The sequence below is a fragment of the Bacillus kexueae genome, assembly GCF_022809095.1.
In the GTDB taxonomy this organism is placed as follows: domain Bacteria; phylum Bacillota; class Bacilli; order Bacillales; family Aeribacillaceae; genus Bacillus_BZ; species Bacillus_BZ kexueae.
Genome location: NZ_JALAZE010000001.1, coordinates 78,312 through 97,908, shown reverse-complemented (window position 1 = coordinate 97,908; position 19,597 = coordinate 78,312). Strand labels below are relative to the sequence as shown.

Annotated in this window: 26 protein-coding genes; 17 read left to right on the top strand and 9 right to left on the bottom strand. The window is 37.2% G+C overall.

Going from position 1 to position 19,597, the window contains the following annotated elements:
• Window positions 1–121: 121 nt before the first annotated feature.
• Both ML543_RS00575 and ML543_RS00570 read right to left on the bottom strand, forming a co-directional pair.
• Complete coding sequence (locus tag ML543_RS00575) at window positions 122–511, bottom strand: reverse transcriptase-like protein (protein ID WP_243385191.1); 390 nt, start codon at window positions 509–511, stop codon at window positions 122–124.
• On the bottom strand, window positions 508–1,194 hold the full coding sequence (locus tag ML543_RS00570) for a queuosine precursor transporter (RefSeq protein ID WP_243385189.1): 687 nt from the start codon (window positions 1,192–1,194) through the stop codon (window positions 508–510). Before ML543_RS00570 ends, ML543_RS00575 begins: the two co-directional genes overlap by 4 nt.
• 85 nt (window positions 1,195–1,279) lie before the next feature.
• On the opposite strand from ML543_RS00570, the gene ML543_RS00565 reads away from it, so the two are divergent.
• Both ML543_RS00565 and ML543_RS00560 read left to right on the top strand, forming a co-directional pair.
• The gene (locus ML543_RS00565) at window positions 1,280–1,933 is read left to right on the top strand and encodes a reverse transcriptase-like protein (protein WP_243385188.1); all 654 of its coding nucleotides are present in this window, start codon (window positions 1,280–1,282) and stop codon (window positions 1,931–1,933) included.
• A gap of 21 nt (window positions 1,934–1,954) precedes the next feature.
• Window positions 1,955–2,131 (top strand): zinc-finger domain-containing protein, encoded by a 177-nt coding sequence (locus ML543_RS00560; protein WP_243385893.1) that lies wholly within the window; start codon window positions 1,955–1,957, stop codon window positions 2,129–2,131.
• Window positions 2,132–2,174: 43 nt separating this feature from the next.
• Here ML543_RS00560 and ML543_RS00555 read toward each other — a convergent pair whose 3' ends face one another.
• Entirely contained in the window at window positions 2,175–2,429 is a 255-nt protein-coding gene (locus tag ML543_RS00555; protein ID WP_243385187.1) for a DUF2564 family protein, read from the bottom strand.
• A 171-nt stretch (window positions 2,430–2,600) separates the two neighbouring features.
• Between ML543_RS00555 and ML543_RS00550 the strand changes: the two genes are divergently transcribed.
• On the top strand, window positions 2,601–2,801 hold the full coding sequence (locus tag ML543_RS00550) for a hypothetical protein (protein WP_243385186.1): 201 nt from the start codon (window positions 2,601–2,603) through the stop codon (window positions 2,799–2,801).
• Window positions 2,802–2,922: 121 nt separating this feature from the next.
• Here the strand turns inward: ML543_RS00550 and cspD are convergent, their stop codons facing one another.
• Window positions 2,923–3,126, bottom strand: coding sequence for a cold-shock protein CspD (gene cspD, locus ML543_RS00545; protein ID WP_243385184.1), 204 nt, complete (start codon window positions 3,124–3,126; stop codon window positions 2,923–2,925).
• Window positions 3,127–3,526: 400 nt separating this feature from the next.
• Between cspD and ML543_RS00540 the strand changes: the two genes are divergently transcribed.
• Window positions 3,527–4,201, top strand: coding sequence for a class I SAM-dependent methyltransferase (locus ML543_RS00540; protein ID WP_243385183.1), 675 nt, complete (start codon window positions 3,527–3,529; stop codon window positions 4,199–4,201).
• A gap of 184 nt (window positions 4,202–4,385) precedes the next feature.
• Here ML543_RS00540 and ML543_RS00535 read toward each other — a convergent pair whose 3' ends face one another.
• From ML543_RS00535 to metA, 4 genes are all read right to left on the bottom strand, one after another.
• The gene (locus ML543_RS00535; protein WP_243385182.1) at window positions 4,386–4,631 is read right to left on the bottom strand and encodes a hypothetical protein; all 246 of its coding nucleotides are present in this window, start codon (window positions 4,629–4,631) and stop codon (window positions 4,386–4,388) included.
• Window positions 4,632–4,809: 178 nt separating this feature from the next.
• Window positions 4,810–5,274 carry a metal-dependent hydrolase gene (locus ML543_RS00530; protein WP_243385181.1) on the bottom strand — a complete coding sequence of 155 codons (465 nt, stop codon included), beginning with the start codon at window positions 5,272–5,274 and terminating at the stop codon, window positions 4,810–4,812.
• Window positions 5,275–5,408: 134 nt separating this feature from the next.
• Window positions 5,409–6,563, bottom strand: coding sequence for a diglucosyl diacylglycerol synthase (locus ML543_RS00525; protein WP_243385180.1), 1,155 nt, complete (start codon window positions 6,561–6,563; stop codon window positions 5,409–5,411).
• Window positions 6,564–6,853: 290 nt separating this feature from the next.
• The gene (gene metA / locus ML543_RS00520; protein ID WP_243385179.1) at window positions 6,854–7,762 is read right to left on the bottom strand and encodes a homoserine O-acetyltransferase MetA; all 909 of its coding nucleotides are present in this window, start codon (window positions 7,760–7,762) and stop codon (window positions 6,854–6,856) included.
• Window positions 7,763–7,884: 122 nt separating this feature from the next.
• Between metA and ML543_RS00515 the strand changes: the two genes are divergently transcribed.
• Window positions 7,885–9,573, top strand: coding sequence for a formate--tetrahydrofolate ligase (locus ML543_RS00515; protein WP_243385178.1), 1,689 nt, complete (start codon window positions 7,885–7,887; stop codon window positions 9,571–9,573).
• Between the two features lie 12 nt (window positions 9,574–9,585).
• On the top strand, window positions 9,586–10,074 hold the full coding sequence (locus ML543_RS00510) for a hypothetical protein (RefSeq protein WP_243385177.1): 489 nt from the start codon (window positions 9,586–9,588) through the stop codon (window positions 10,072–10,074).
• Between the two features lie 78 nt (window positions 10,075–10,152).
• On the opposite strand, the gene ML543_RS16855 is transcribed toward ML543_RS00510, so the two are convergent.
• Window positions 10,153–10,281, bottom strand: a complete 129-nt coding sequence (locus ML543_RS16855; protein WP_279326508.1) for a hypothetical protein — start codon at window positions 10,279–10,281, stop codon at window positions 10,153–10,155.
• Between the two features lie 103 nt (window positions 10,282–10,384).
• Here ML543_RS16855 and ML543_RS00505 point away from each other — a divergent pair, with 103 nt between their 5' ends.
• The 11 genes from ML543_RS00505 to ilvA all read left to right on the top strand — a co-directional run bounded on the left by ML543_RS00505 (window position 10,385) and on the right by ilvA (window position 19,597).
• Entirely contained in the window at window positions 10,385–10,867 is a 483-nt protein-coding gene (locus ML543_RS00505) for a glutathione peroxidase (RefSeq protein WP_243385892.1), read from the top strand.
• 22 nt (window positions 10,868–10,889) lie between these two features.
• Entirely contained in the window at window positions 10,890–12,014 is a 1,125-nt protein-coding gene (locus ML543_RS00500; protein ID WP_243385176.1) for a conserved virulence factor C family protein, read from the top strand.
• 61 nt (window positions 12,015–12,075) lie between these two features.
• Complete coding sequence (locus ML543_RS00495; RefSeq protein ID WP_243385175.1) at window positions 12,076–12,516, top strand: BrxA/BrxB family bacilliredoxin; 441 nt, start codon at window positions 12,076–12,078, stop codon at window positions 12,514–12,516.
• A gap of 241 nt (window positions 12,517–12,757) precedes the next feature.
• A complete protein-coding gene (locus tag ML543_RS00490) occupies window positions 12,758–13,534 on the top strand; it encodes a class I SAM-dependent methyltransferase (protein ID WP_243385174.1) in 777 nt (258 codons plus the stop codon).
• Between the two features lie 46 nt (window positions 13,535–13,580).
• Complete coding sequence (locus ML543_RS00485) at window positions 13,581–13,709, top strand: YuzL family protein (RefSeq protein ID WP_243385173.1); 129 nt, start codon at window positions 13,581–13,583, stop codon at window positions 13,707–13,709.
• Between the two features lie 501 nt (window positions 13,710–14,210).
• Window positions 14,211–14,795, top strand: a complete 585-nt coding sequence (locus ML543_RS00480; RefSeq protein ID WP_243385172.1) for a YpjP family protein — start codon at window positions 14,211–14,213, stop codon at window positions 14,793–14,795.
• A gap of 17 nt (window positions 14,796–14,812) precedes the next feature.
• Complete coding sequence (locus ML543_RS00475; RefSeq protein WP_243385171.1) at window positions 14,813–15,340, top strand: phosphatidylglycerophosphatase A family protein; 528 nt, start codon at window positions 14,813–14,815, stop codon at window positions 15,338–15,340.
• Between the two features lie 359 nt (window positions 15,341–15,699).
• Window positions 15,700–16,410: an anthrax toxin lethal factor-related metalloendopeptidase gene (locus ML543_RS00470; RefSeq protein ID WP_243385170.1), complete on the top strand. Its 711-nt coding sequence runs from the start codon at window positions 15,700–15,702 to the stop codon at window positions 16,408–16,410.
• 204 nt (window positions 16,411–16,614) lie between these two features.
• Complete coding sequence (locus ML543_RS00465; protein ID WP_243385169.1) at window positions 16,615–17,571, top strand: thymidylate synthase; 957 nt, start codon at window positions 16,615–16,617, stop codon at window positions 17,569–17,571.
• A gap of 15 nt (window positions 17,572–17,586) precedes the next feature.
• Entirely contained in the window at window positions 17,587–18,081 is a 495-nt protein-coding gene (locus ML543_RS00460) for a dihydrofolate reductase (protein ID WP_243385168.1), read from the top strand.
• A 247-nt stretch (window positions 18,082–18,328) separates the two neighbouring features.
• Entirely contained in the window at window positions 18,329–19,597 is a 1,269-nt protein-coding gene (gene ilvA / locus ML543_RS00455; protein ID WP_243385166.1) for a threonine ammonia-lyase IlvA, read from the top strand.

Below are 19,597 nucleotides of genomic sequence, written 5' to 3'. Positions count from 1 at the left end.
AGCGAAAGAGTTCTCAAAATGCTTGTTTTTTTATTGTTGCATTTAGATTTTAAATTGATGAAATAAGACAACAACGTGTAATAAAAAACCAACACCCATTTTGAGTGTTGGTGTGACGTCCTTATTTATTGAGATGAATTGCTTCTCGCGCAAGCTGATCAGCAACACGATTTTCTTTTGCTGGAATCCATTTGACAAAGCATAAATCAAACTGTTCCATTAACTTTAGCGCTTCAACTAAAAGCGACTTATACGGTTCTCGTTTCGCAAACTGCTTTGAAATTGCTTGATCTACCGCTTGCGAATCGGTTCTAATTGATAAAATCGAATAATTTCGTTCTTTAGCTATCTTTAATGCGTGAATAAGTGCTTGAAACTCAGCTTCATGATTGTTCATATTTCCTAGAGGAATTTTAAATTTGGAATCCTCTTGTACATTTTTAAAAAATATACCTGCACCAGATAGTCCAGGGTCTCCTTTACTTGCACCATCAATATAAACTTCGATCATTTCGTCTCCTCTCCACGATGCATGTTTTTTGCAATGTAAGCAAATGGGGTATCAAGTAGAGCAACAAGAAACTTTATGAAATAGGTTGTGATAAATATTTCAAGCCAAACGTCCATTGGAAAAACACCAATAAAAGCGATGGATGTAAAGATAAATGTATCAGTTAGTTGACTAATCATTGTACTTCCGTTATTTCGAATCCATAACTGATTTTCCTGTGGAAACTTTTTCTTAAAATATGAGTACAATAGTACATCTGTATACTGACTGACAAGATAAGCAAGAAGGCTTCCAACTGCAATTCTAGGCAATAAGCCGAAAATTGTGGCTAACGCCTCATGTGCAATGTCAAATTCATGAGGGATAAAGAACAGCACGACTTGCATAATAATGGTTAAGGAAATCAATGTGGAAAAGCCGAGCCAGACGGCCTTCTTCGCTTCGTCTCTACCGTACTTTTCATTTAAAATATCCGTTACAAGAAAGGCTGTGCCGTACATGATATTTCCTAAAGTGGCTGTGAGTCCAAAAAGCTCAATCGTTTTGACAACTTGTAAGTTTGCAACTACGGTCGAAAAGCCTAACCACACATAAAGGCCTGTTTTATCAAACCATTTGTAAAATAAGAGAACCATGATAAAATTGATAAATGCAAATCCAAACCAAATGACTTCATTAAACATGCTATAACTCCTTCATTTCCTACAATTTGAACGAATAGTATTATAACACATTTTGACGGGGTTGCATGGGGAAAGGGTGAATGAAATGGATGTAACATTGCACATCTTATATGAAAGTAAAACAGGTGAGAAGGTGAATTTCATTTCAGAAACCTTACCAATCGACCGAGCTGTACGAATAATGGATGACTTTGAAAAAACCGGCCGGGTCAAAGAAATGGAAGCGATAGAAGATAACGGGAATCAATGGACATTGAAGCAACTTCGGAAATTAAATGAGAAAGTGCAAGAAGAACCTCATCATCTCATTTGTTATTTTGACGGAAGCTTTGACAGAACACTACAAAAAGCGGGAATTGGTTTTGTCATCTACTATGAACAAGATCATGAACGATACCGTGTTCGCAGCAATTTGATAATACCTGAAGTTGAATCCAATAATGAGGCGGAATACATTGCATTTTACCATCTCGTTTCTGCATTAGAAGATTTAAATGTGAACGGAAAGAAAGTAGAATTTAAAGGAGATTCGCTCGTTGTATTAAATCAATTGGCTGGCGAATGGCCTTGTTATGAAGAGAGCTTTACGTACTGGTTGGATAAAATAGAAGAGAAAATAAAAGGGATGAACATTACCCCTATCTACACGACAATTAACCGGAAAGAAAATAAAGAGGCCGATCAATTGGCTAAACAAGCACTAAACAATCAAATCATTAATAGTAGAAAAAGACTATAAGATGAATCGGGGTTGGAAAGATTGAATAAGAAAGAAGTTTATGAACAAATAACAGAATTAATGGATGAATATTGTACAGAATGCTTATTAAAGCAACATTTTCGTAAAGAATATGGGAAAACATATGCCCACTCTTTTTGTATTAATCAATGTACTGTCGGGCAACAAATAAAAAAGATAGGGGAAAAATTAAAATGAAAATCCACTGATTCAATAGAACAGTGGATTTTCTTTGTGATTCTCATCGCTTTGCTTCTTGTAGTTGATGCTCACATCTCGTTAACTTTTGCTGCTGTTCTTCTAAAAAAGCCTCATCATAGTCATTAGAATATTCATTAAAAAGCTGCCTTGCATCTGCGATTGCATGTTCAGCTGATTGAATCAAATCTTTATCCATACTCATCGTCGCAGAACCGACCATCTTCTCTGCTGCATCGACAGCTACTTCTAATTGCTTCCGATTATTAAAACCGCCTATTGAATGATTATTCGTCACGTATTATTCCTCCTAAAACATTTATTCCTTCACTAATAGAATGTAAAAAGGGAAAAAAACTATTCAAAGTAAAAAAATTTACAATTTAAGCAGGAAAAATAGGGGGAAAGTTGAATTCGTATATACATAAATTAGTAAATTTGTCATAAAGATGAAAGGAGAATAAGGGGAATGGACAAAGACGCATTAAAAGACGAACTTAAACAAACATTTCAATCAATGGAAAAGGATATCAAGCATCTTGTCTTTATGGCGAAAAATCATGGCGTATTTAATCACATTGAGGTAAGTAGAGTTGAAAATAAGTTGAAGGAAAATTTAAAAGCCATAGAATACATCATGCTTACTGAACAAAGCAAAAAAGCCAAATAGGTGTTTAAAATGATAAGTAGCGAGAGAATTCTTGCTACTTTTTTAATGTAGGATGAACCCATACGAAAAGAGGCTACAAATCGCAGCCTCTTAATATCCATATATAATCACTTAACAATGATTAAAGTTTTACAACGTTTGCAGCTTGAGGTCCACGATTTCCTTCAACGATTTCGAAAGAAACTGCTTGACCTTCTTCTAAAGATTTGAAACCTTCACCTTGGATTGCAGTGAAGTGTACGAATACATCGTCTCCACCTTCAACTTCGATGAATCCATAACCTTTTTCGTTGTTAAACCATTTTACTTTACCGTTTTGTTGCATATTACTTTTTCCTCCTAATACTTGCACAAGCGTGCTTAAAAAATATTCATCATTTAACAGAATAAGGCGTCGAAGGCCTCATAAATCTTTAGAAGCTACGAAGTTATTCAGCTAAATGATGTCTTTAATATACACCAACAATTGCTGGAAAGTCAAGGTGATGTCAAACTCAACTGAAATTTTTGACTAATTTGAGTGACAACGCTTTCATCATTGATATTACAAGACAACGGTTGAATGAAGTTTTTCCTCATCACCTCCGCATTGGTACATCTTCGTCCCACTTATGTATCGAGTAGCAACTGTGGTCACTTCTATTTTGTTCCAAAATCTTCATTTACATACGAATAAAACTCATTCATTATAATAAGAGAATGGAAGGCAGAAAGGGGATTGAGTGATGTCAAAGTGGCATGAACAAGCGCAAAAGAAATGGGATGAGTTTGCAGAAGATTGGAATACTTCAAGTGAAAATATGTGGGAAAATGGAAGCCGAAATTCGATTATTCCGTTTTTCTCTCGTCATGTTCCGATTGGGAGCAACATTTTGGATGTCGCATGTGGTGATGGCTATGGTTCCAAAAAGTTAGCAGAAGGTGGTTATCAAGTTGTAGCCACCGATCTATCAACAAAAATGATGGAATTAGCAAATGAAAGGAATCAACATAAAAATGTAACGTACGTACAAGGGGATATGATGAAATTACCGTTTGCCAATCAACAGTTTGACGCATTGATGGTCATAAACGGTATTGAATGGACGGAAAAGCCGATTGATGCAATAGCCGAACTTGACCGAGTTGTAAAAAAGGAAGGTTTTATTTGTGCCGCTATTTTAGGTCCAACTGCGCATCCGAGAAAACATAGCTTCAATCGATTGTACGGAGAACAAACCATCATGAATACGATGATGCCGTGGGAATTTGTACAGCTTTGTGAAGAAGCGTATGGGTGGAAGTTGATTGCAAATGAGGGAGTTATGAAAAAAGGCATTACAAAAGAACTAACGAAGCAATTGTCATGGGAATTACAAATGGCATTGTCTTTTATGTGGCTTTTTTTGTTTCAAAAGTAAACAAAATTACATAAAAAATATACAAATAGAGGAACTGAACATGCAGTCGTTAAGTTAGGACATGAAATGAAATGAAATAATGCTTTTTCTCTTAAATAAAAAAGGTGGCGGCGTCTCCCAGGAGCAACGTCCTCCACCTTTTTGAAATTGTGAAAAACAAATTTGCGAAGTCTAAAAATTGTCTTTAAGAGAACGGATGTAATGAGTTGCGCTGTTTAACTGCATGAAGCCAGCCTGTTCTCGAATCAACTACAGTAAAATCTTTGGTCATGATAATTTGCGCCAAAAAAGGATATTGCTCTTTATTGCGGAATCGTAAATCAAAAATTTGTACTTCGATGACATCGTGGTGCTGAATTTCAATCATATAAGGAAACTGCGCATTCGCTAAAAAGTGCTTGGCATTTTGATTCTCTAAAGCCAACTTCATATAATCGCTTTTTCGTGATCCTTTTTAAAAGTATGGATCCAATTTATCGATTGAAAAAAAATAAGACCAACATTGAATTCCCGTTCTCTTTCGATGACAAAATCCCATACCCATGGGCGAATCGAAGGAGTGAGTGAATATCGAAGAACCGTATGGTCTTTAAACTCGTTGCGCTTCCTTACCAATAAATAGATGGCGTAACGAAAAACAATGTATAAAACTGAAAAGGCATAAACAAACAAAAAACCGGCTGAGGATGAACTCCTGCTATCCAGAGCAACAATCCTCCTAAATGAAGGAGGAAGAAGAATGGATCAAATAACGGAATAAAATTCAGGGGAATCCACTTATTAGTAAACGGTATTAAAGCCTTGGTTCCGTATGCATTCAGTACATCTAAAGCAACGTGCATGACTACGGCAATAAAAACCCAAACGATTAAATGAAATAGTGAAACGGCAGGGAAAAAGCCAAACAAGATGACTGAAATGAAAATCGTCCATAAAAATAGGGCAGGGATGGAATGGGAGACACCTCGATGATGCTCCACATACATTCCTTTTCCTTTGAAAATACGAATTACATAATCGAAATCAGGTGCATTCGACCCAACAACTGTTCCTAATATCACAACCTGTGCCAATTGAGGTTTCCTGAAATGGCAGGATCTAAACTCGCTAGCCCTCCAAGAGTTAGTCCAGTCACGAAGTGTGTGCTCGTATCCATAGTGTGCCTCCAAGAAGTTTATTGAAGACCACTTCATCCATTCAAAATAGCTTACAAGTTTACTGACGTAAGCATAAATTCCTTCTGCCTTTGAATTCGCTCTGATTCATTCACCATATCTTGTAATATAACATCTGCTGCTCTTCCGTGATGAAGAGCCTGTATGTTTGATTTCATCGTTTGTATTTCATCAGGGTTTTGAAGTAAAAAAGCAACGATATCTTCAATTTCATCCATTTTTGAAACAATTTTCGCAGCGCCTTTACGTTCGAAGTACTCAGCATTTTCTTTCTCTTGTCCAGGTACTGGTTTGTATAAAATAAGTGGAACACCTATAGCGGCCGCTTCACTTAGCGTTATGCCTCCTGGCTTTGTAATCATACAGGTTGCAATACGGAACAATTCATGAACGTTCTCGACAAACCCGAGTGCCTTTAACTTATGAGGATGTGAATTTGCTATCGGGTCAAGTTGTTCTTTTAGGGCTTGGTTTTTTCCACATACAACAACCGTTTGCAATTCATCATAATGTAAAAAGGATTCACATAGCTCTTTCACATTTTTTAAGACACCGTGTGCTCCAGCCATAATTAAAAGCGTTTTTTTATCCGGACTTAAATCGAATTTTTGATATAAAGAGTCGGTTGAAATGCATTGTTCAAATTGAGCTCGAATAGGTATACCGGTAACCAAAACATCATGAGAAGGTATTCCAAGTTGCAATAATTTTTGTTTGACTTCCTCACTTGCTACATAATACTTATCAATATCTGGATGTACCCAAATTTTATGTAAGCAAAAGTCTGTTAAAACGTTAAATGTTGGGATGACTCTACCTGTTCTCCGTCGATATTCAGGAACAACAATCATCGGAAACGTATTGATAATGAAGTCGGGCTGTTCACGTACTATGAGCTCGTGGAGACGGGAGTTCCCCATCTTATAATAAATATTCATGATGCGTTTGTTGTACATTTTGTCCACGCCATAATAAAACCACTTGTAAAATTCTTTTCCGAATGAAAAGCTTTTCAAATATAAGTATTTAGTTACTTCTGTTATGACAGGATGGGATTCTCGGTATAAATCGGAAACGACAACCTTCATCCCTAACTGCTGACAACGGTTTTGCAATGTTTTTGCCACTTGAACGTGCCCGTTCCCATATTTCGCAGTTAAGATAAGAACCTTTGGATTGCTCATCAATGTTACAATCACCTCTACAAAACGCCAACCTAGTATTCTATTTTTTCGGTACTCTAATCTTCTTCATTACGAAGAAAAACAGAGTCTATAACAACCGTAACATAAAAATATTATGACACTTTAAAGATTATTTAAAGGGAAAATGACAATTTTTCCTAATGTAAATAAATTATTAAAATTGTATAAAAAATGTAACAGAAGCTTCAAATGGTTAAATACTTTTGGCTGTTTGTTGTTTTATGATTACGATCTTCGTTTCCATCATAACAGAAGTTTCCTTTATTTGATAGTTATTCCCAAATGTAAGGCGTCTCTTGGTACACATAATAATTTAACCAATTCACAAATAGAAGATTGGCATGAGATCTCCACGTGTGAAGAGGGGATATAGAAGGGTCATCCTTCGGAAAATAGTTTTTGGGAACGGCAATTTTCAATCCTTTTGCTAAGTCGCGTTCATATTCTTCTTTTAATACGAAAGCATCATACTCGGGATGTCCGGTTAAAAAGATAAAGCGGCCATCCTTTGATGATAATAGGCAGATTCCTGCTTCTTCTGATGTGGATAATATTTGTAAATCAGCACATTCCTTTACGGCTTTTTCATCTATATCTGTATGTCTTGAATGGGGGGCCAAATAAATATCGTCAAAACCGCGTAACAATTTGCATGAAGTATCAGCAATAACATGTTCGTAAATACCAAAACATTTTTCCGGAAGTTTATACTTCGGAATAGAATAATGATAAAATAGTCCAGCTTGTGCACCCCAACAAATATGCAAGGTGGAAGTGACGTTTGATTTTGACCATTCAAAAATTTCAGTTAACTCATTCCAGTAATGGACCTGTTCAAATGGCAATGTCTCAATTGGGGCCCCAGTTACAATCATGCCGTCAAACTTTCGATGGTCAATTTTGTCAAAGGTTGTGTAAAATTCGTCTAAATGTTTTTTCTTCGTTGTTTTTGGTGTGTGAGTTTTTGGGCGTAAAAAGGTTATATTAACTTGTAATGGAGAATTACCGAGAAGGCGAAGTAATTGTGTTTCTGTTTTCTCTTTCTCTGGCATCAAATTCAAAATAATAATATTTAGAGGCCGTATATCTTGGCGATACGCACGACTTTCATCCATTATAAAAATATTTTCTTTTTCTAAAATTTCTTTTGCCGGTAAATGAGAAGGGATATTAATAGGCATCTTGACACCTCCAAGAATTCCTTCAAAATATTAATATTTCTAATTATAGAAAGTTCATGGTGATATTTCAATTTAAGTTTTGGTAAAATTGTGATATTAACGAGCAGAAAGAGGGTTATGAGATGGATACGAAAACAAAAGTGAAATCTGATATTGAAATTGCGCAAGAAGCAGAATTAAAACACATTAAAGACATCGCTGAATCCATCGGTATTCACGAAGATGAGTTAGAAATGTATGGGAAATATAAAGCGAAGCTGTCACATTCAATCTTTGATCGCCTAAGTACGAAGGAAGACGGGAAAGTCATCCTTGTGACTGCAATCAACCCGACACCAGCAGGAGAGGGAAAATCGACTGTAACTGTTGGCTTAGGCCAAGCGTTACATAAATTGAATAAAAAAGCGGTTATCGCCCTTCGTGAGCCTTCTTTAGGTCCTACGATGGGAATAAAAGGGGGAGCAGCTGGAGGTGGATATTCTCAAGTACTTCCAATGGAAGATATCAATCTTCATTTTACGGGGGATATCCATGCGATTACTACGGCGAACAATGCCTTAAGTGCCTTTATTGATAACCATATTCATCAAGGAAATGAATTAAACATAGATCCTAGACGAATTGTATGGAAGCGAGTGGTCGATTTAAACGACCGTGCTTTAAGACAAGTAGTGGTCGGTTTAGGTGGAGATAAAAATGGGGTACCGCGTGAAGACGGATTTGATATTACAGTTGCTTCTGAAATAATGGCGGTTTTATGTTTAGCGACGAGCTTGGATGACCTAAAATTACGCCTTTCAAATATAGTCGTCGCATACAATATGGACAATGAGCCAGTAACCGTTAAGGATCTCGGTGTTGAAGGTGCTTTAACGATGTTATTAAAAGATGCAATTAAACCGAACTTAGTACAGACAATCGAACATACACCAGCTATTATTCATGGGGGACCTTTTGCTAATATTGCACACGGTTGTAACAGTGTTATTGCGACTAAGATGGCTGCCAAGCTAGGGGATTATGTTGTTACGGAATCAGGTTTTGGAGCTGATTTAGGAGCTGAAAAGTTTTTAAACATTAAAGCTCGCACTGCAGGAATCAATCCAAGTGCGGTTGTCATTGTTGCCACAGTACGTGCCATTAAAATGCATGGCGGGGTAGCGAAAGATAACTTGAAAGATGAAAATGTAACTGCGGTAAAAGCAGGATTAACCAACCTTGAAAAACATATTGAGACAGTACAAGCATTCGGTTTACCGTATGTTGTAGCTCTAAACAAATTTGTAACGGACCATAAGACAGAACTCGATACCATTATGGAGTGGTGTGAAAAACATAACCATCCAATTGCGTTAACGGAAGTATGGGAAAAAGGGGGAGACGGCGGTGTAGACCTCGCTAAAAAGGTCATTGAACAAATTGAACAAAACGAATCGAAATATGCCCCATTATATGAAATTACAGATACCATTGAAGATAAAGTATTAAAAATTGCAAAATTTGTGTATGGGGCAAAAGATGTTGAATTTTCGTCCAAAGCGAAGCAACAAATTAATCTGTTTACGAAGTACGGATGGGATCAATTGCTTATTTGTATGGCAAAAACACAATATTCATTATCGGACAATCCGAAACAAATTGGTCGCCCGAACGATTTCACGATTACGATTCGTGAATTTAAACCGTCAGTTGGAGCTGGTTTTCTCGTTGCGTTGACGGGAGATATTTTAACAATGCCTGGCTTACCAAAAGAACCGGCAGCATTAAAAATGGATGTAGATCAAGAAGGAAAAATTCAAGGACTTTTCTAAGAGGAGTTATTCATGTTTGACCCAACAGCTTTTGATAATATGAAAACCTTATTAGAAGGCATGATTTACGATGATGATTTACATGGAGACATCAAAGTTATTAAAAGAGAAGACGTTGTCAATCTAGCGAGAATGAATCGCGTTTTTACCATTGGATTTAAGTTAAGTGGAAAAGATGTCGAAGCTTTAATGAAACTTGAAATGCAAAACAGTCAGCTTTATGAAGAACTACTCGGAAAAACGAAAGATCCGAGTTGTAATCTAGCGGTGTCGTTTCACTATCAAGATACACATCTTTTTCAAATCCAAACGAAACAAGAGTGGTTGGAACAATATTTGGAAAAAGAAGTAAACGTAATCGTTTCTTACAATCCTCTTCAAGAAGAGCGGGATTACAACATTTCATTCCTAGTTCCAATGGCAGAAGGATTGAAGGAAGACGAAATGGAGTTACTAGAAGTCATTTATGAAAAAATGATCGTAGCACTTCAACAATTTTAAGTCCAACCGGTACTTGAACATACTAGTCTGACACAAAAAGGGTGTTGCAAATGGTAACACCCTTTTTTCTGATCATTTTTAATAGTTATCCTGTTTTTGAATTTGAGCTCGTAAGCTCCTTACTTCGTCTTCTAAAAGATTTAATCGTTTATGTATACGGTAAAAAATTGGGATGTAGGCTATGATGATAATGAAAACCCAACCCATATTTCACACTCCTTTCTCTCCTTTTCATCCGATTGTATCATATTTTTTGAGGAAGAAGGGTGAGCGTGATATGATGGAAGAAACGCTTTTAGGAGATGAACAAATGAGTATCTATGATTTAACTTTCCGTACGAAAACGGGAGAGGAGAAATCGTTGTCGGAATATCGGGGCAAAGTACTACTCATTGTAAATACTGCAAGTAAATGCGGATTTACGCCTCAGTACGAAGAACTTCAACGATTATATGAAAGATATAATGATAAGGGACTTGAAATTTTAGCGTTTCCAAGCAATCAATTTATGAATCAAGAGCCTGGGACCGACGATGAAATTCAACAATTTTGTCAATTAAATTATGGGGTGACGTTCCCGGTTTTACCAAAAACGGATGTGAAAGGAGAAAACAAACATCCCATCTTTGAATACCTTACGGAACAAGCTCCTGGTGCATTAGGTACGAAAGCAATTAAATGGAACTTTACGAAATTTTTAATAAACCGAACGGGAGATTCCGTCAAACGCTTTTCTCCGCAAACAAAACCTTCTACAATGATTACCGAAATTGAACAAATGTTACAGCAATGATGGAAGGGAGAGAGTTTTATCAATGAAAATTGTCTCAATTGAACCTACGCCTAGTCCAAATACGATGAAGGTTACGTTGAACGAAGCATTACCAGCTGGGGATCGAAACAACTATAAAGAAGAAAACATCGATCAAGCACCAATTTTGATTCAGCAAATTTTACGTATTGACGGTGTAAAGGGAGTCTATCATGTTGCCGACTTTTTAGCCGTAGAACGAATTGCAAAAGTAGATTGGAAAACGATATTACCCCAAATTCGAGCTGTATTCGGTGAAGAATCGAATTCAGAAGCTGGTGGGCAAAATCAACTTGAAGATACATATGGGGATGTAAAAGTATTCGTACAAATGTTTCAAGGAATTCCGATGCAAGTAAAATTGACGGATGGAATGGAAGAAAGACGCTTTTCACTCCCTGAACGTTTTATGAACACCATCTTGGATGTACAAAAGGAAGCGACAAACGTCGTAATGGAACGCGAATGGAAAGAGCAAGGGGTCCGTTACGGTGAATTAGATGAAATTGGTCAAGAAGTAGTAGATGAAGTATCGGCTTCTTATCCAGATGAACGGTTAAAGCGACTTAAAGATCGGATTATTAACAAGGATATTACCCCGATTAAACGTGAATCATATACTGTAACCATGGAAATGTTAGAAGATGAAGACTGGCGAAAACGCTACGCTCACCTAGAGCAAATGAATCCGAAGCTTTCTGATTTACCTGTACTAGAAAAAGCCTTAACAGACGAGAAAATGTCCGTGCGCCGACTAGCTACGGTGTATTTAGGAATGTTAGAAGATAAAAGTGTGTTACCGTTACTTTATAAAGCGTTAAAAGACCCTTCCATGACCGTACGAAGAACTGCAGGGGATACAGCATCCGATTTAGGGTTTAAAGAAGCAATCCCAGAAATGGCAAATGCACTCCAAGATCGAAGTAAACTTGTACGTTGGCGTGCAGCTATGTTTTTATATGAAGTTGGCGACGAAAGTGCCTTACCTGCTTTAAAAGCAGCAGAGAATGATCCAGAATTTGAAGTAAGCATGCAAATTAAAATGGCCATTGAACGAATCGAAGGTGGCGAAGAAGCAAAGGGCTCTGTTTGGAAGCAAATGACCGAGATGCGAAAATCGGACGAATAATTGCGTTACATGCTAATTTCGTGTATTCTTTTTACTAGTTTAATAAAGAGGAGAGATGACGATGTCAATGGCATATGAAGAATATATGCGTCAGTTAATTCAACCGATGAGAACAGAATTAACGCAAGCAGGATTTCAAGAATTGCTGACAGCTGAAGATGTAGAAGCGTTTATGGAAAACGTTGAAGGAACGACTTTAGTTGTGATTAATTCCGTATGCGGTTGCGCAGCGGGATTAGCAAGACCGGCTGTCACTCAATCTATTATGGTGAATGACAATACACCGGACCAACTTGTAACGGTTTTTGCTGGTCAAGAGAAAGAAGCAACAGCTAAAATGCGTGAGTACTTCGTTGGCTACGAGCCTTCTTCGCCATCCATGGCCCTATTAAAAGGCAAGGAAGTTGTTCACTTTATTCCACGTCAAGAAATTGAAGGAAACACGATTGAAGGCATTATGGAAAATCTAAAAAATGCCTTTGAAGCGCATTGTAAGGAATAACGATTTCAAAAAAGGGTGCCTCGCATCCTTTTTTCTATTTTAAAGCATACATTGTTGCAATTAGGTTGTGAAAAGCTGGATCACTTGAAGTGAAAGGCAAAGAAGACGGTGCGGTTCGCTACTGGAGCAGATGTTCCGACAAACCGTTCCGTATAACAACCATTTTTTAGGGGATCGTTTTGGATTGAACTAAAAGGTATGACTATTTTTTGAATTCATGTGGTAATTGAGAGGGTTAGCGATGATCATTACGACAGCAGGTAGAACAAATGAAATGATTCGGCAATATACGAAAAATCTTGCAAAAGAGATTCAAATACCGTACGTAGAGAGAAATAAACGTTCTATTGAAGCATTACAGCAACAATTTCAAAAAGATGTGTTAGTCGTCGGGAAAGAACGACTGGAATACCATTCGTTAACGAATAAGGATCCCTTTTTCTTTCACCCCAATTCCGCTATGTTCCGCATTAAACGATACTTAAAAGGCGAGGAAGACCCTTTTCAACAAGTGACAGGACTAAAGAGTGGAATGTCGTTTTTAGACTGTACTCTAGGTCTAGGATCCGATAGTATTGCAGCAAGTTTTTTAGTAGGGAAACGTGGGAAGGTCATCGGTATTGAGAAAAGTGAAACGATTGCTCTTCTCGTTCAATATGGACTTCAAGCTTGTGAAACGGATTTACAGCCACTAAATGATGCGATGAGACGAATCAATGTTGTACATGAAGACCATCTGACTTATTTGAAAAAACTAGAAAACGAATCTTTCGATGTCGTTTACCTCGATCCGATGTTTCAAGAAACGATTGATACATCTCAAGGGCTCTCAGGCATAAGGCAATTTGCTTCGTATGATGACGTACACGAGGAAGTAATGAAGGAAGCGAAACGAGTGGCGAAAAAAAGAGTTGTATTAAAAGATCACTTTCGTTCCAAGCGATTTCAAACATTTGAACTAAAGCAAATGGTTCGGAAAACGTCAAAGTTTCATTATGGAGTTTGGGAAAAAAAGTAGAGTAAACAAGGAGATAGCGGAAAACATAATGATGGGAGGTGTTAAGATGGCTAAACGCAAAAAAGACCCATCAACAATCGGCCTTTCATCTTCACAAGTTGAAGGTCAAGGGACGACAACATTTGAAACAGGAGTTAAAAAAGACTCTGCCCAAAAAAAGCAAAAGCGCTCGTAAAGGAAAAACTCATGGAATGAACACATCCATGAGTTTTTCTTTTTGGCTGTTTTCGTATAGATTGTTGCTATTTCAGGCATTTTTAAAAAAGAACTCTGGACATTTCAATCCAAACACTTGCTTCAATCAACATCCCTCAGGAGTCATGTGTCTCCCGCTCCGTTACATCGTGTAAATACGATTTTGGACAATGTACTAAGTCAACAATGCTTTAGAAAAGAGCCTTCTTTCTTTATGTAAAAAATAATCAGTAATACTTCGAGATTAATCCGTAATTTCCATCACAATTAAATAAGCGAGTGTGATGAAGCTAGCGACAACAAATAATGATTCGTACATGCTATTCCCTCCCCATCAGTTCTTGCCCTCTTATTTTACCCTTTTTAACGAACTTGTAAAAGGGGTGTAAAGAATTCAGGTTAGGTTTTAAGCAAATATTCATATATCTTTCAAAATTGTATGATAGAATAATAAACAAATAGAAGAGAAAGAGGAAGAAAAATGAATAAGTGGGTTAGGAAATCACTCGTTGCATTATTTACGATTGCGACGTTTGGTCTCGTGACGCCTCCTGCTGCGCTTACTGCGGATGAGAACTACCCAAATACCTCTACGCATTCGCAAGAATCATCTGAATCTACGTTAGCGAATGTAGTAGTTTCAGAATCTTTCGAAGAGCAAAAACATGAAGACTTTGCTCATATTATTTTGGAACAAGCGAAACTCCAATCGTTCGAAAAATTTGGTGGGAAGATTGGGCCACAGATTGAAGAAGAGTTCAACGCAGTCATCTTTCCGAAAATGGAGGAGGAAATCCATACGTTTTTGCAAGAGGAGGAACACTTTGACCAACTCGTGTTATCCAACAATCCATCAGGTGGAAGAGGAGAGAAAATTTTTCATCTTTACGATGAAAAAACAGGACAAGATTTATTACGATTCCATGTTCGCATTGACCATCCACCTCAAGAAGGATATTGGTTTAATTTTCATTATCATACTTACCATGATCACTTTTCAACACATTATGAACTCGGATCGATATTTTGGGATTATAACACACCACCGAAATGGATGACACATTAAGAAATGGAGTGAAAAGGATGAACGCCTACACATTGCAAGAGATGGTGAAGAAATCAAAGGAAATGCTTAATGAAAGAGGGGTTCAAATCGAAGACATTGCGAACATCGTTCTTCAGCTTCAAACGAAATACATACCTGATTTAACATTGGAAGAATGTGTTGAAAACATTGAACGTGTCTTGAATAAAAGGGAAATTGTTCATGCTATTCTTACTGGGATTGCATTGGATCAATTGGCAGAACAAGGGCTTTTACCGGAACCGCTACAACAGTTAGTTGAAAGTGACGAGCCATTGTATGGTATCGATGAAATCATTCCGCTTTCAATCATAAACGTTTATGGCTCGATTGGCTTTACGAACTTTGGTTATTTAGATAAAGAAAAATTCGGTATTATTAAAGATTTAGATTTGAAGAAAGATGGACAAGTTAATACGTTTCTAGACGATTTAGTTGCTGCTATAGCGGCGGCGGCTGCAAGTCGAATCGCTCACCATCATCAAGACGAGCAAGATCGTAAGCAAAGCATAAAGTTCATTGGTTAGAATAATAAACAATGATTCTATTAAAGAGGCTGTCTAATAGTTCTTTAAATAGAATAAAGGTAGCGAAAAGTAGTTTCTATATCTCCAATTGGTTTTGATCGAAAGAATGGTCGCCGCAACTCCTGCGGGAACAGCACGAGACGAAGACCCCACAGACGAGCATGCGAGTCGAGGAGGCTGAGGCCGTGCCCGTGGAAAGCGTCCGCCATCGGATGAGATTAATCGAATTTAATTTATGATAAAAGAGGGACTGTGCTTTTGGGCAGCCCCTTTTATTTTTTTCCTTTATTTTCTTGAAAGTTTGTCAAATCGTTTTTGGTAGAATAATAGATAAGAATACGAGGATAAGGGGGCTTCATATGAAAAAGACTGGATTCATTATCCTTATCTTATGTTCAGCTCTCCTATTAATCGATCAAGATGAACGATTCCCAATTGGAATCCCACTTTCTGAATATACATTTAAGCAATTTAGCCATCCATTTACTCCACACACTGTAAGCAATCTTATTTATGTACCTTACGAGCACTTTCCTGAAGAAGAAGCGATAAACATGATTCAACATATTAGTCAGATTCATACCTCAATATTAGTAAAAGCAGAAGAGGCTGGAATCAAAATAAAACTATTCCAAGGAAAACTAACGGATCAAGCTGAAATGTTAACACTTAAAGGAAAGCTTCCGAGAGGATACTCTAAAGCAGACCCGAGCTGGGATTTCGTACCTGGAATAGGTGGAGGCAAAATTGTTTATGCGAAAATTGGTCATAGTGAAATGGGGAAAGGACATGGATCAATTGCACTCGAACTTCATGAGTTCGCACACTCGTTAGATAAATATGTTTTCTCGTATGTGCGGTTAGACCCATTATTTTTAGCTGTATGGCAAGAAGAAGCGACAACACTCTTCCCGAATCATTCTTATTTTCATCGTTTTCCTGAAGAGTATTTTGCTGAAAGCTTTGCCTTGTATTATAAGAGTGATGAATCACGCACTTATTTGGAATCGAAGGCCCCTTTAACTTTTGAGTATATGGAACAGCTAATATTGAACATTGAAAACATGTGATATTCTAACGCGACTTTGTTAAAATGGATAGAGATTGTTGACTGACCGTTGCCATTTTTAAAGAGCACGTTTTCAGTCATGAAGAGGGGAGGCGCTTTTTGTAAATGATTGTTGTGAGTAGAATGAGACTTTATTTCGTTCTTTTTTCCACAACGTAGATTACAAAAAGTAGCCTTTTTTATGTGAAGCGAAGGAGTGAAGTAGATGGAGCATCCTGAGTATGCTTACTTGGATTTATGTAAACATGTTTTAAAGAATGGAATTAAAAAAGAGGACCGAACAGGTACTGGTACAATTTCAACGTTTGGTTATCAAATGAGATTTGACTTACAGAAGGGTTTTCCGCTATTAACGACAAAACGTATCCCTTTTCGGTTAGTGGCGAGTGAATTGCTATGGTTTTTAAAAGGGGATACGAACATCCAGTATTTATTAAAACATAACAATAATATTTGGAACGAATGGGCGTTTAAAAATTGGGTGGAAAGCGATGAGTATAATGGACCGGATATGACGAATTTCGGTATTCGGAGTCAACAAGACTCTGAATTTAATACCATTTATGAAGATGAATTGGAAAAATTCAAAGAGCGTATTTTAACAGATGATGAATTTGCCCAAAAATATGGCGAACTTGGTCCTGTATACGGAAAGCAATGGCGTGCATGGGAAACAACTAAAGGAGAAACGATTGACCAAATTAAAGATGTCATTGAGCAAATAAAGGTGAATCCGAACTCACGTCGTTTAATCGTATCTGCATGGTCACCTGAGTTTGTTCCTTCGATGGCATTACCTCCATGCCATACGATGTTTCAATTTTATGTGTTGGATGGAAAATTAAGTTGCCAATTGTATCAACGTAGTGGAGACATTTTCTTAGGAATTCCGTTTAACATCGCAAGTTATGCACTTCTTACACATTTAATCGCGCATGAGTGTGGATTAGAAGTAGGGGAGTTTATCCATACGCTAGGAGATGCGCACATATATTTAAATCACATCGATCAAGTGGAAACACAATTGAAACGAAATCCGAAAGCATTCCCGAAACTTACGTTAAATAGTGAGAAGAACTCAGTATTTGATTTTGACTTAGAAGATATTCAATTAGAGGGATATGATCCCCATCCAACAATAAAAGCACCCGTTGCGGTGTAATAGGAGGCGAATGTCGTGATATCGCTAATCGTTGCTATGGATAAAAATCGCCTAATCGGAAAAAACAACGATTTACCGTGGCACTTACCTGCTGATTTAAAATATTTCAAGGAAGTGACGACCGGCCATAAAATCATCATGGGTCGTAAAACGTTTGAGTCGATAGGTAAACCGTTACCTGGAAGAGAAAACATCATATTAACATCAAATCCATCTTATTCGGTAGAAGGATGTACGGTTTATCATTCAATTGAACAATGCTTAGATCGCATCCATTCAGATCAAGTAGCTCAATTTTTTGTGATTGGGGGATCGGTTGTCTTTCAAGAGTTTCTTCCTTACGTTTCACGCCTTTACATAACGGAAATTGAAGGAGAGTTTGATGGAGATACGTATTTCCCTCCGTTACGAAAAGAAGAATGGGTTCTTAAATCGGTGAAAGAGGGAGTTGTAGACGACAAAAATCGCTATCCACATCGATTTGCTGTTTATGAGCGAAAAGAAAACTAATCATGAAAAGTGTTAAAGGTCAAACAGATCTTTAACACTTTTTTAGTTTAAAGCACAAAGTTGCTCTTAAGATGAAGAACTTAAAGGGAAAGGAGAATCAATTATGTGAGTAATATTCCAATTGAAAGGGCTCAAAATGGATAAAATTTGATATTTTTTTGTAAAAAATATCAATGAACTCTTTATTTTTAGAAAATTCGTGTTATAATGTACAAATTAAAAGACACGTGTAAGGTAGGGGTGTACAATGAAGCAATTGACGGATCAAAACGTAACTGTACAAGTTGAAGATATTTTGAAAGCTCATCAAGCAGTAAAGGATGTAGCCATTCATACACCTTTAGAAAAAAACGAAACTCTTTCGGAAAAATACGAAGCGAATGTTTATATTAAACGTGAAGATTTACAAGTTGTTCGATCGTTTAAAATTCGTGGAGCTTATAATAAAATGAAACAGCTAACGAAAGAAGAAACAAAGAATGGTGTTGTTTGTGCGAGTGCAGGTAATCATGCTCAAGGCTTTGCCTATTCGTGCGAGGCGTTAAATATTCATGGGAAAGTTTTTATGCCAACAACGACACCAAATCAAAAAGTAATGCAAGTAAAGCGCCATGGGAAGAAGATGGTGGAAGTCATTTTATTTGGTGATACGTACGATGATGCTTATAAAAAAGCGCTCGAATGTGCTGAAGAAGAGCAAAGAACGTTTATTCATCCGTTCGATGACTTTGATGTTATTAGCGGTCAAGGTACGACGGCTATTGAAATATTAAATGATTGTGAAGAACCGATTGATTATTTGTTTGCGAGTATCGGTGGCGGCGGGCTCCTATCAGGTGTTGGAACGTATTTTAAAAGTGTGTCACCTTCCACTCAGTTGATCGGAGTTGAACCAGAAGGAGCACCATCCATGAAGAAATCATTAGAAGCAAATGAAGTTGTTACACTTTCAGAAATTGATAAGTTTGTAGATGGAGCAGCTGTCCAACGTGTTGGTGACATGCCATTTTCCATCATATCCGAGCTAGTCGATGATATTGTTCTTGTGCCAGAAGGGAAAATTTGCACGACAATCTTGAATTTATATAATGAAAATGCCATAGTTGCCGAACCTGCAGGTGCGTTACCGATTGCGGCACTTGATTTTTACAAAGAAAAAATTAAAGGCAAAACGGTTGTATGTATTTTAAGTGGTGGGAATAATGATATTGGAAGAATGCAAGAAATTAAGGAGCGATCCTTATTGTACGAAGGGTTACAACATTATTTTATTGTTAACTTTCCACAGCGTGCAGGAGCACTGCGTGAATTTTTAGATGAAGTTCTAGGTCCATCAGATGATATTACACGATTTGAATATACAAAGAAAAATAATAAAGATAGTGGACCAGCATTAGTTGGAATAGAGTTAACAAATCGTGAAGATTACGTGGGACTCATCGAACGAATGAAACAAAAAGGATTCCCGTTTAAAGAAGTGAATAAAGATAGCAATCTATTTCACTTACTCATCTAA

What these genes read in the sequence shown, in the direction of transcription:
- ML543_RS00575 (WP_243385191.1), bottom strand. Translation starts at nt 511, where the DNA reads ATGATCGAAGTTTATATTGATGGTGCAAGTAAAGGAGACCCTGGACTA.
- ML543_RS00570 (WP_243385189.1), bottom strand. Translation starts at nt 1,194, where the DNA reads ATGTTTAATGAAGTCATTTGGTTTGGATTTGCATTTATCAATTTTATC.
- ML543_RS00565 (WP_243385188.1), top strand. Translation starts at nt 1,280, where the DNA reads ATGGATGTAACATTGCACATCTTATATGAAAGTAAAACAGGTGAGAAG.
- ML543_RS00550 (WP_243385186.1), top strand. Translation starts at nt 2,601, where the DNA reads ATGGACAAAGACGCATTAAAAGACGAACTTAAACAAACATTTCAATCA.
- cspD (WP_243385184.1), bottom strand. Translation starts at nt 3,126, where the DNA reads ATGCAACAAAACGGTAAAGTAAAATGGTTTAACAACGAAAAAGGTTAT.
- ML543_RS00540 (WP_243385183.1), top strand. Translation starts at nt 3,527, where the DNA reads ATGTCAAAGTGGCATGAACAAGCGCAAAAGAAATGGGATGAGTTTGCA.
- ML543_RS00535 (WP_243385182.1), bottom strand. Translation starts at nt 4,631, where the DNA reads ATGAAGTTGGCTTTAGAGAATCAAAATGCCAAGCACTTTTTAGCGAAT.
- metA (WP_243385179.1), bottom strand. Translation starts at nt 7,762, where the DNA reads ATGCCTATTAATATCCCTTCTCATTTACCGGCAAAAGAAATTTTAGAA.
- ML543_RS00515 (WP_243385178.1), top strand. Translation starts at nt 7,885, where the DNA reads ATGGATACGAAAACAAAAGTGAAATCTGATATTGAAATTGCGCAAGAA.
- ML543_RS00510 (WP_243385177.1), top strand. Translation starts at nt 9,586, where the DNA reads ATGTTTGACCCAACAGCTTTTGATAATATGAAAACCTTATTAGAAGGC.
- ML543_RS16855 (WP_279326508.1), bottom strand. Translation starts at nt 10,281, where the DNA reads ATGGGTTGGGTTTTCATTATCATCATAGCCTACATCCCAATTTTTTAC.
- ML543_RS00505 (WP_243385892.1), top strand. Translation starts at nt 10,385, where the DNA reads ATGAGTATCTATGATTTAACTTTCCGTACGAAAACGGGAGAGGAGAAA.
- ML543_RS00500 (WP_243385176.1), top strand. Translation starts at nt 10,890, where the DNA reads ATGAAAATTGTCTCAATTGAACCTACGCCTAGTCCAAATACGATGAAG.
- ML543_RS00495 (WP_243385175.1), top strand. Translation starts at nt 12,076, where the DNA reads ATGTCAATGGCATATGAAGAATATATGCGTCAGTTAATTCAACCGATG.
- ML543_RS00490 (WP_243385174.1), top strand. Translation starts at nt 12,758, where the DNA reads ATGATCATTACGACAGCAGGTAGAACAAATGAAATGATTCGGCAATAT.
- ML543_RS00485 (WP_243385173.1), top strand. Translation starts at nt 13,581, where the DNA reads ATGGCTAAACGCAAAAAAGACCCATCAACAATCGGCCTTTCATCTTCA.
- ML543_RS00480 (WP_243385172.1), top strand. Translation starts at nt 14,211, where the DNA reads ATGAATAAGTGGGTTAGGAAATCACTCGTTGCATTATTTACGATTGCG.
- ML543_RS00475 (WP_243385171.1), top strand. Translation starts at nt 14,813, where the DNA reads ATGAACGCCTACACATTGCAAGAGATGGTGAAGAAATCAAAGGAAATG.
- ML543_RS00470 (WP_243385170.1), top strand. Translation starts at nt 15,700, where the DNA reads ATGAAAAAGACTGGATTCATTATCCTTATCTTATGTTCAGCTCTCCTA.
- ML543_RS00465 (WP_243385169.1), top strand. Translation starts at nt 16,615, where the DNA reads ATGGAGCATCCTGAGTATGCTTACTTGGATTTATGTAAACATGTTTTA.
- ilvA (WP_243385166.1), top strand. Translation starts at nt 18,329, where the DNA reads ATGAAGCAATTGACGGATCAAAACGTAACTGTACAAGTTGAAGATATT.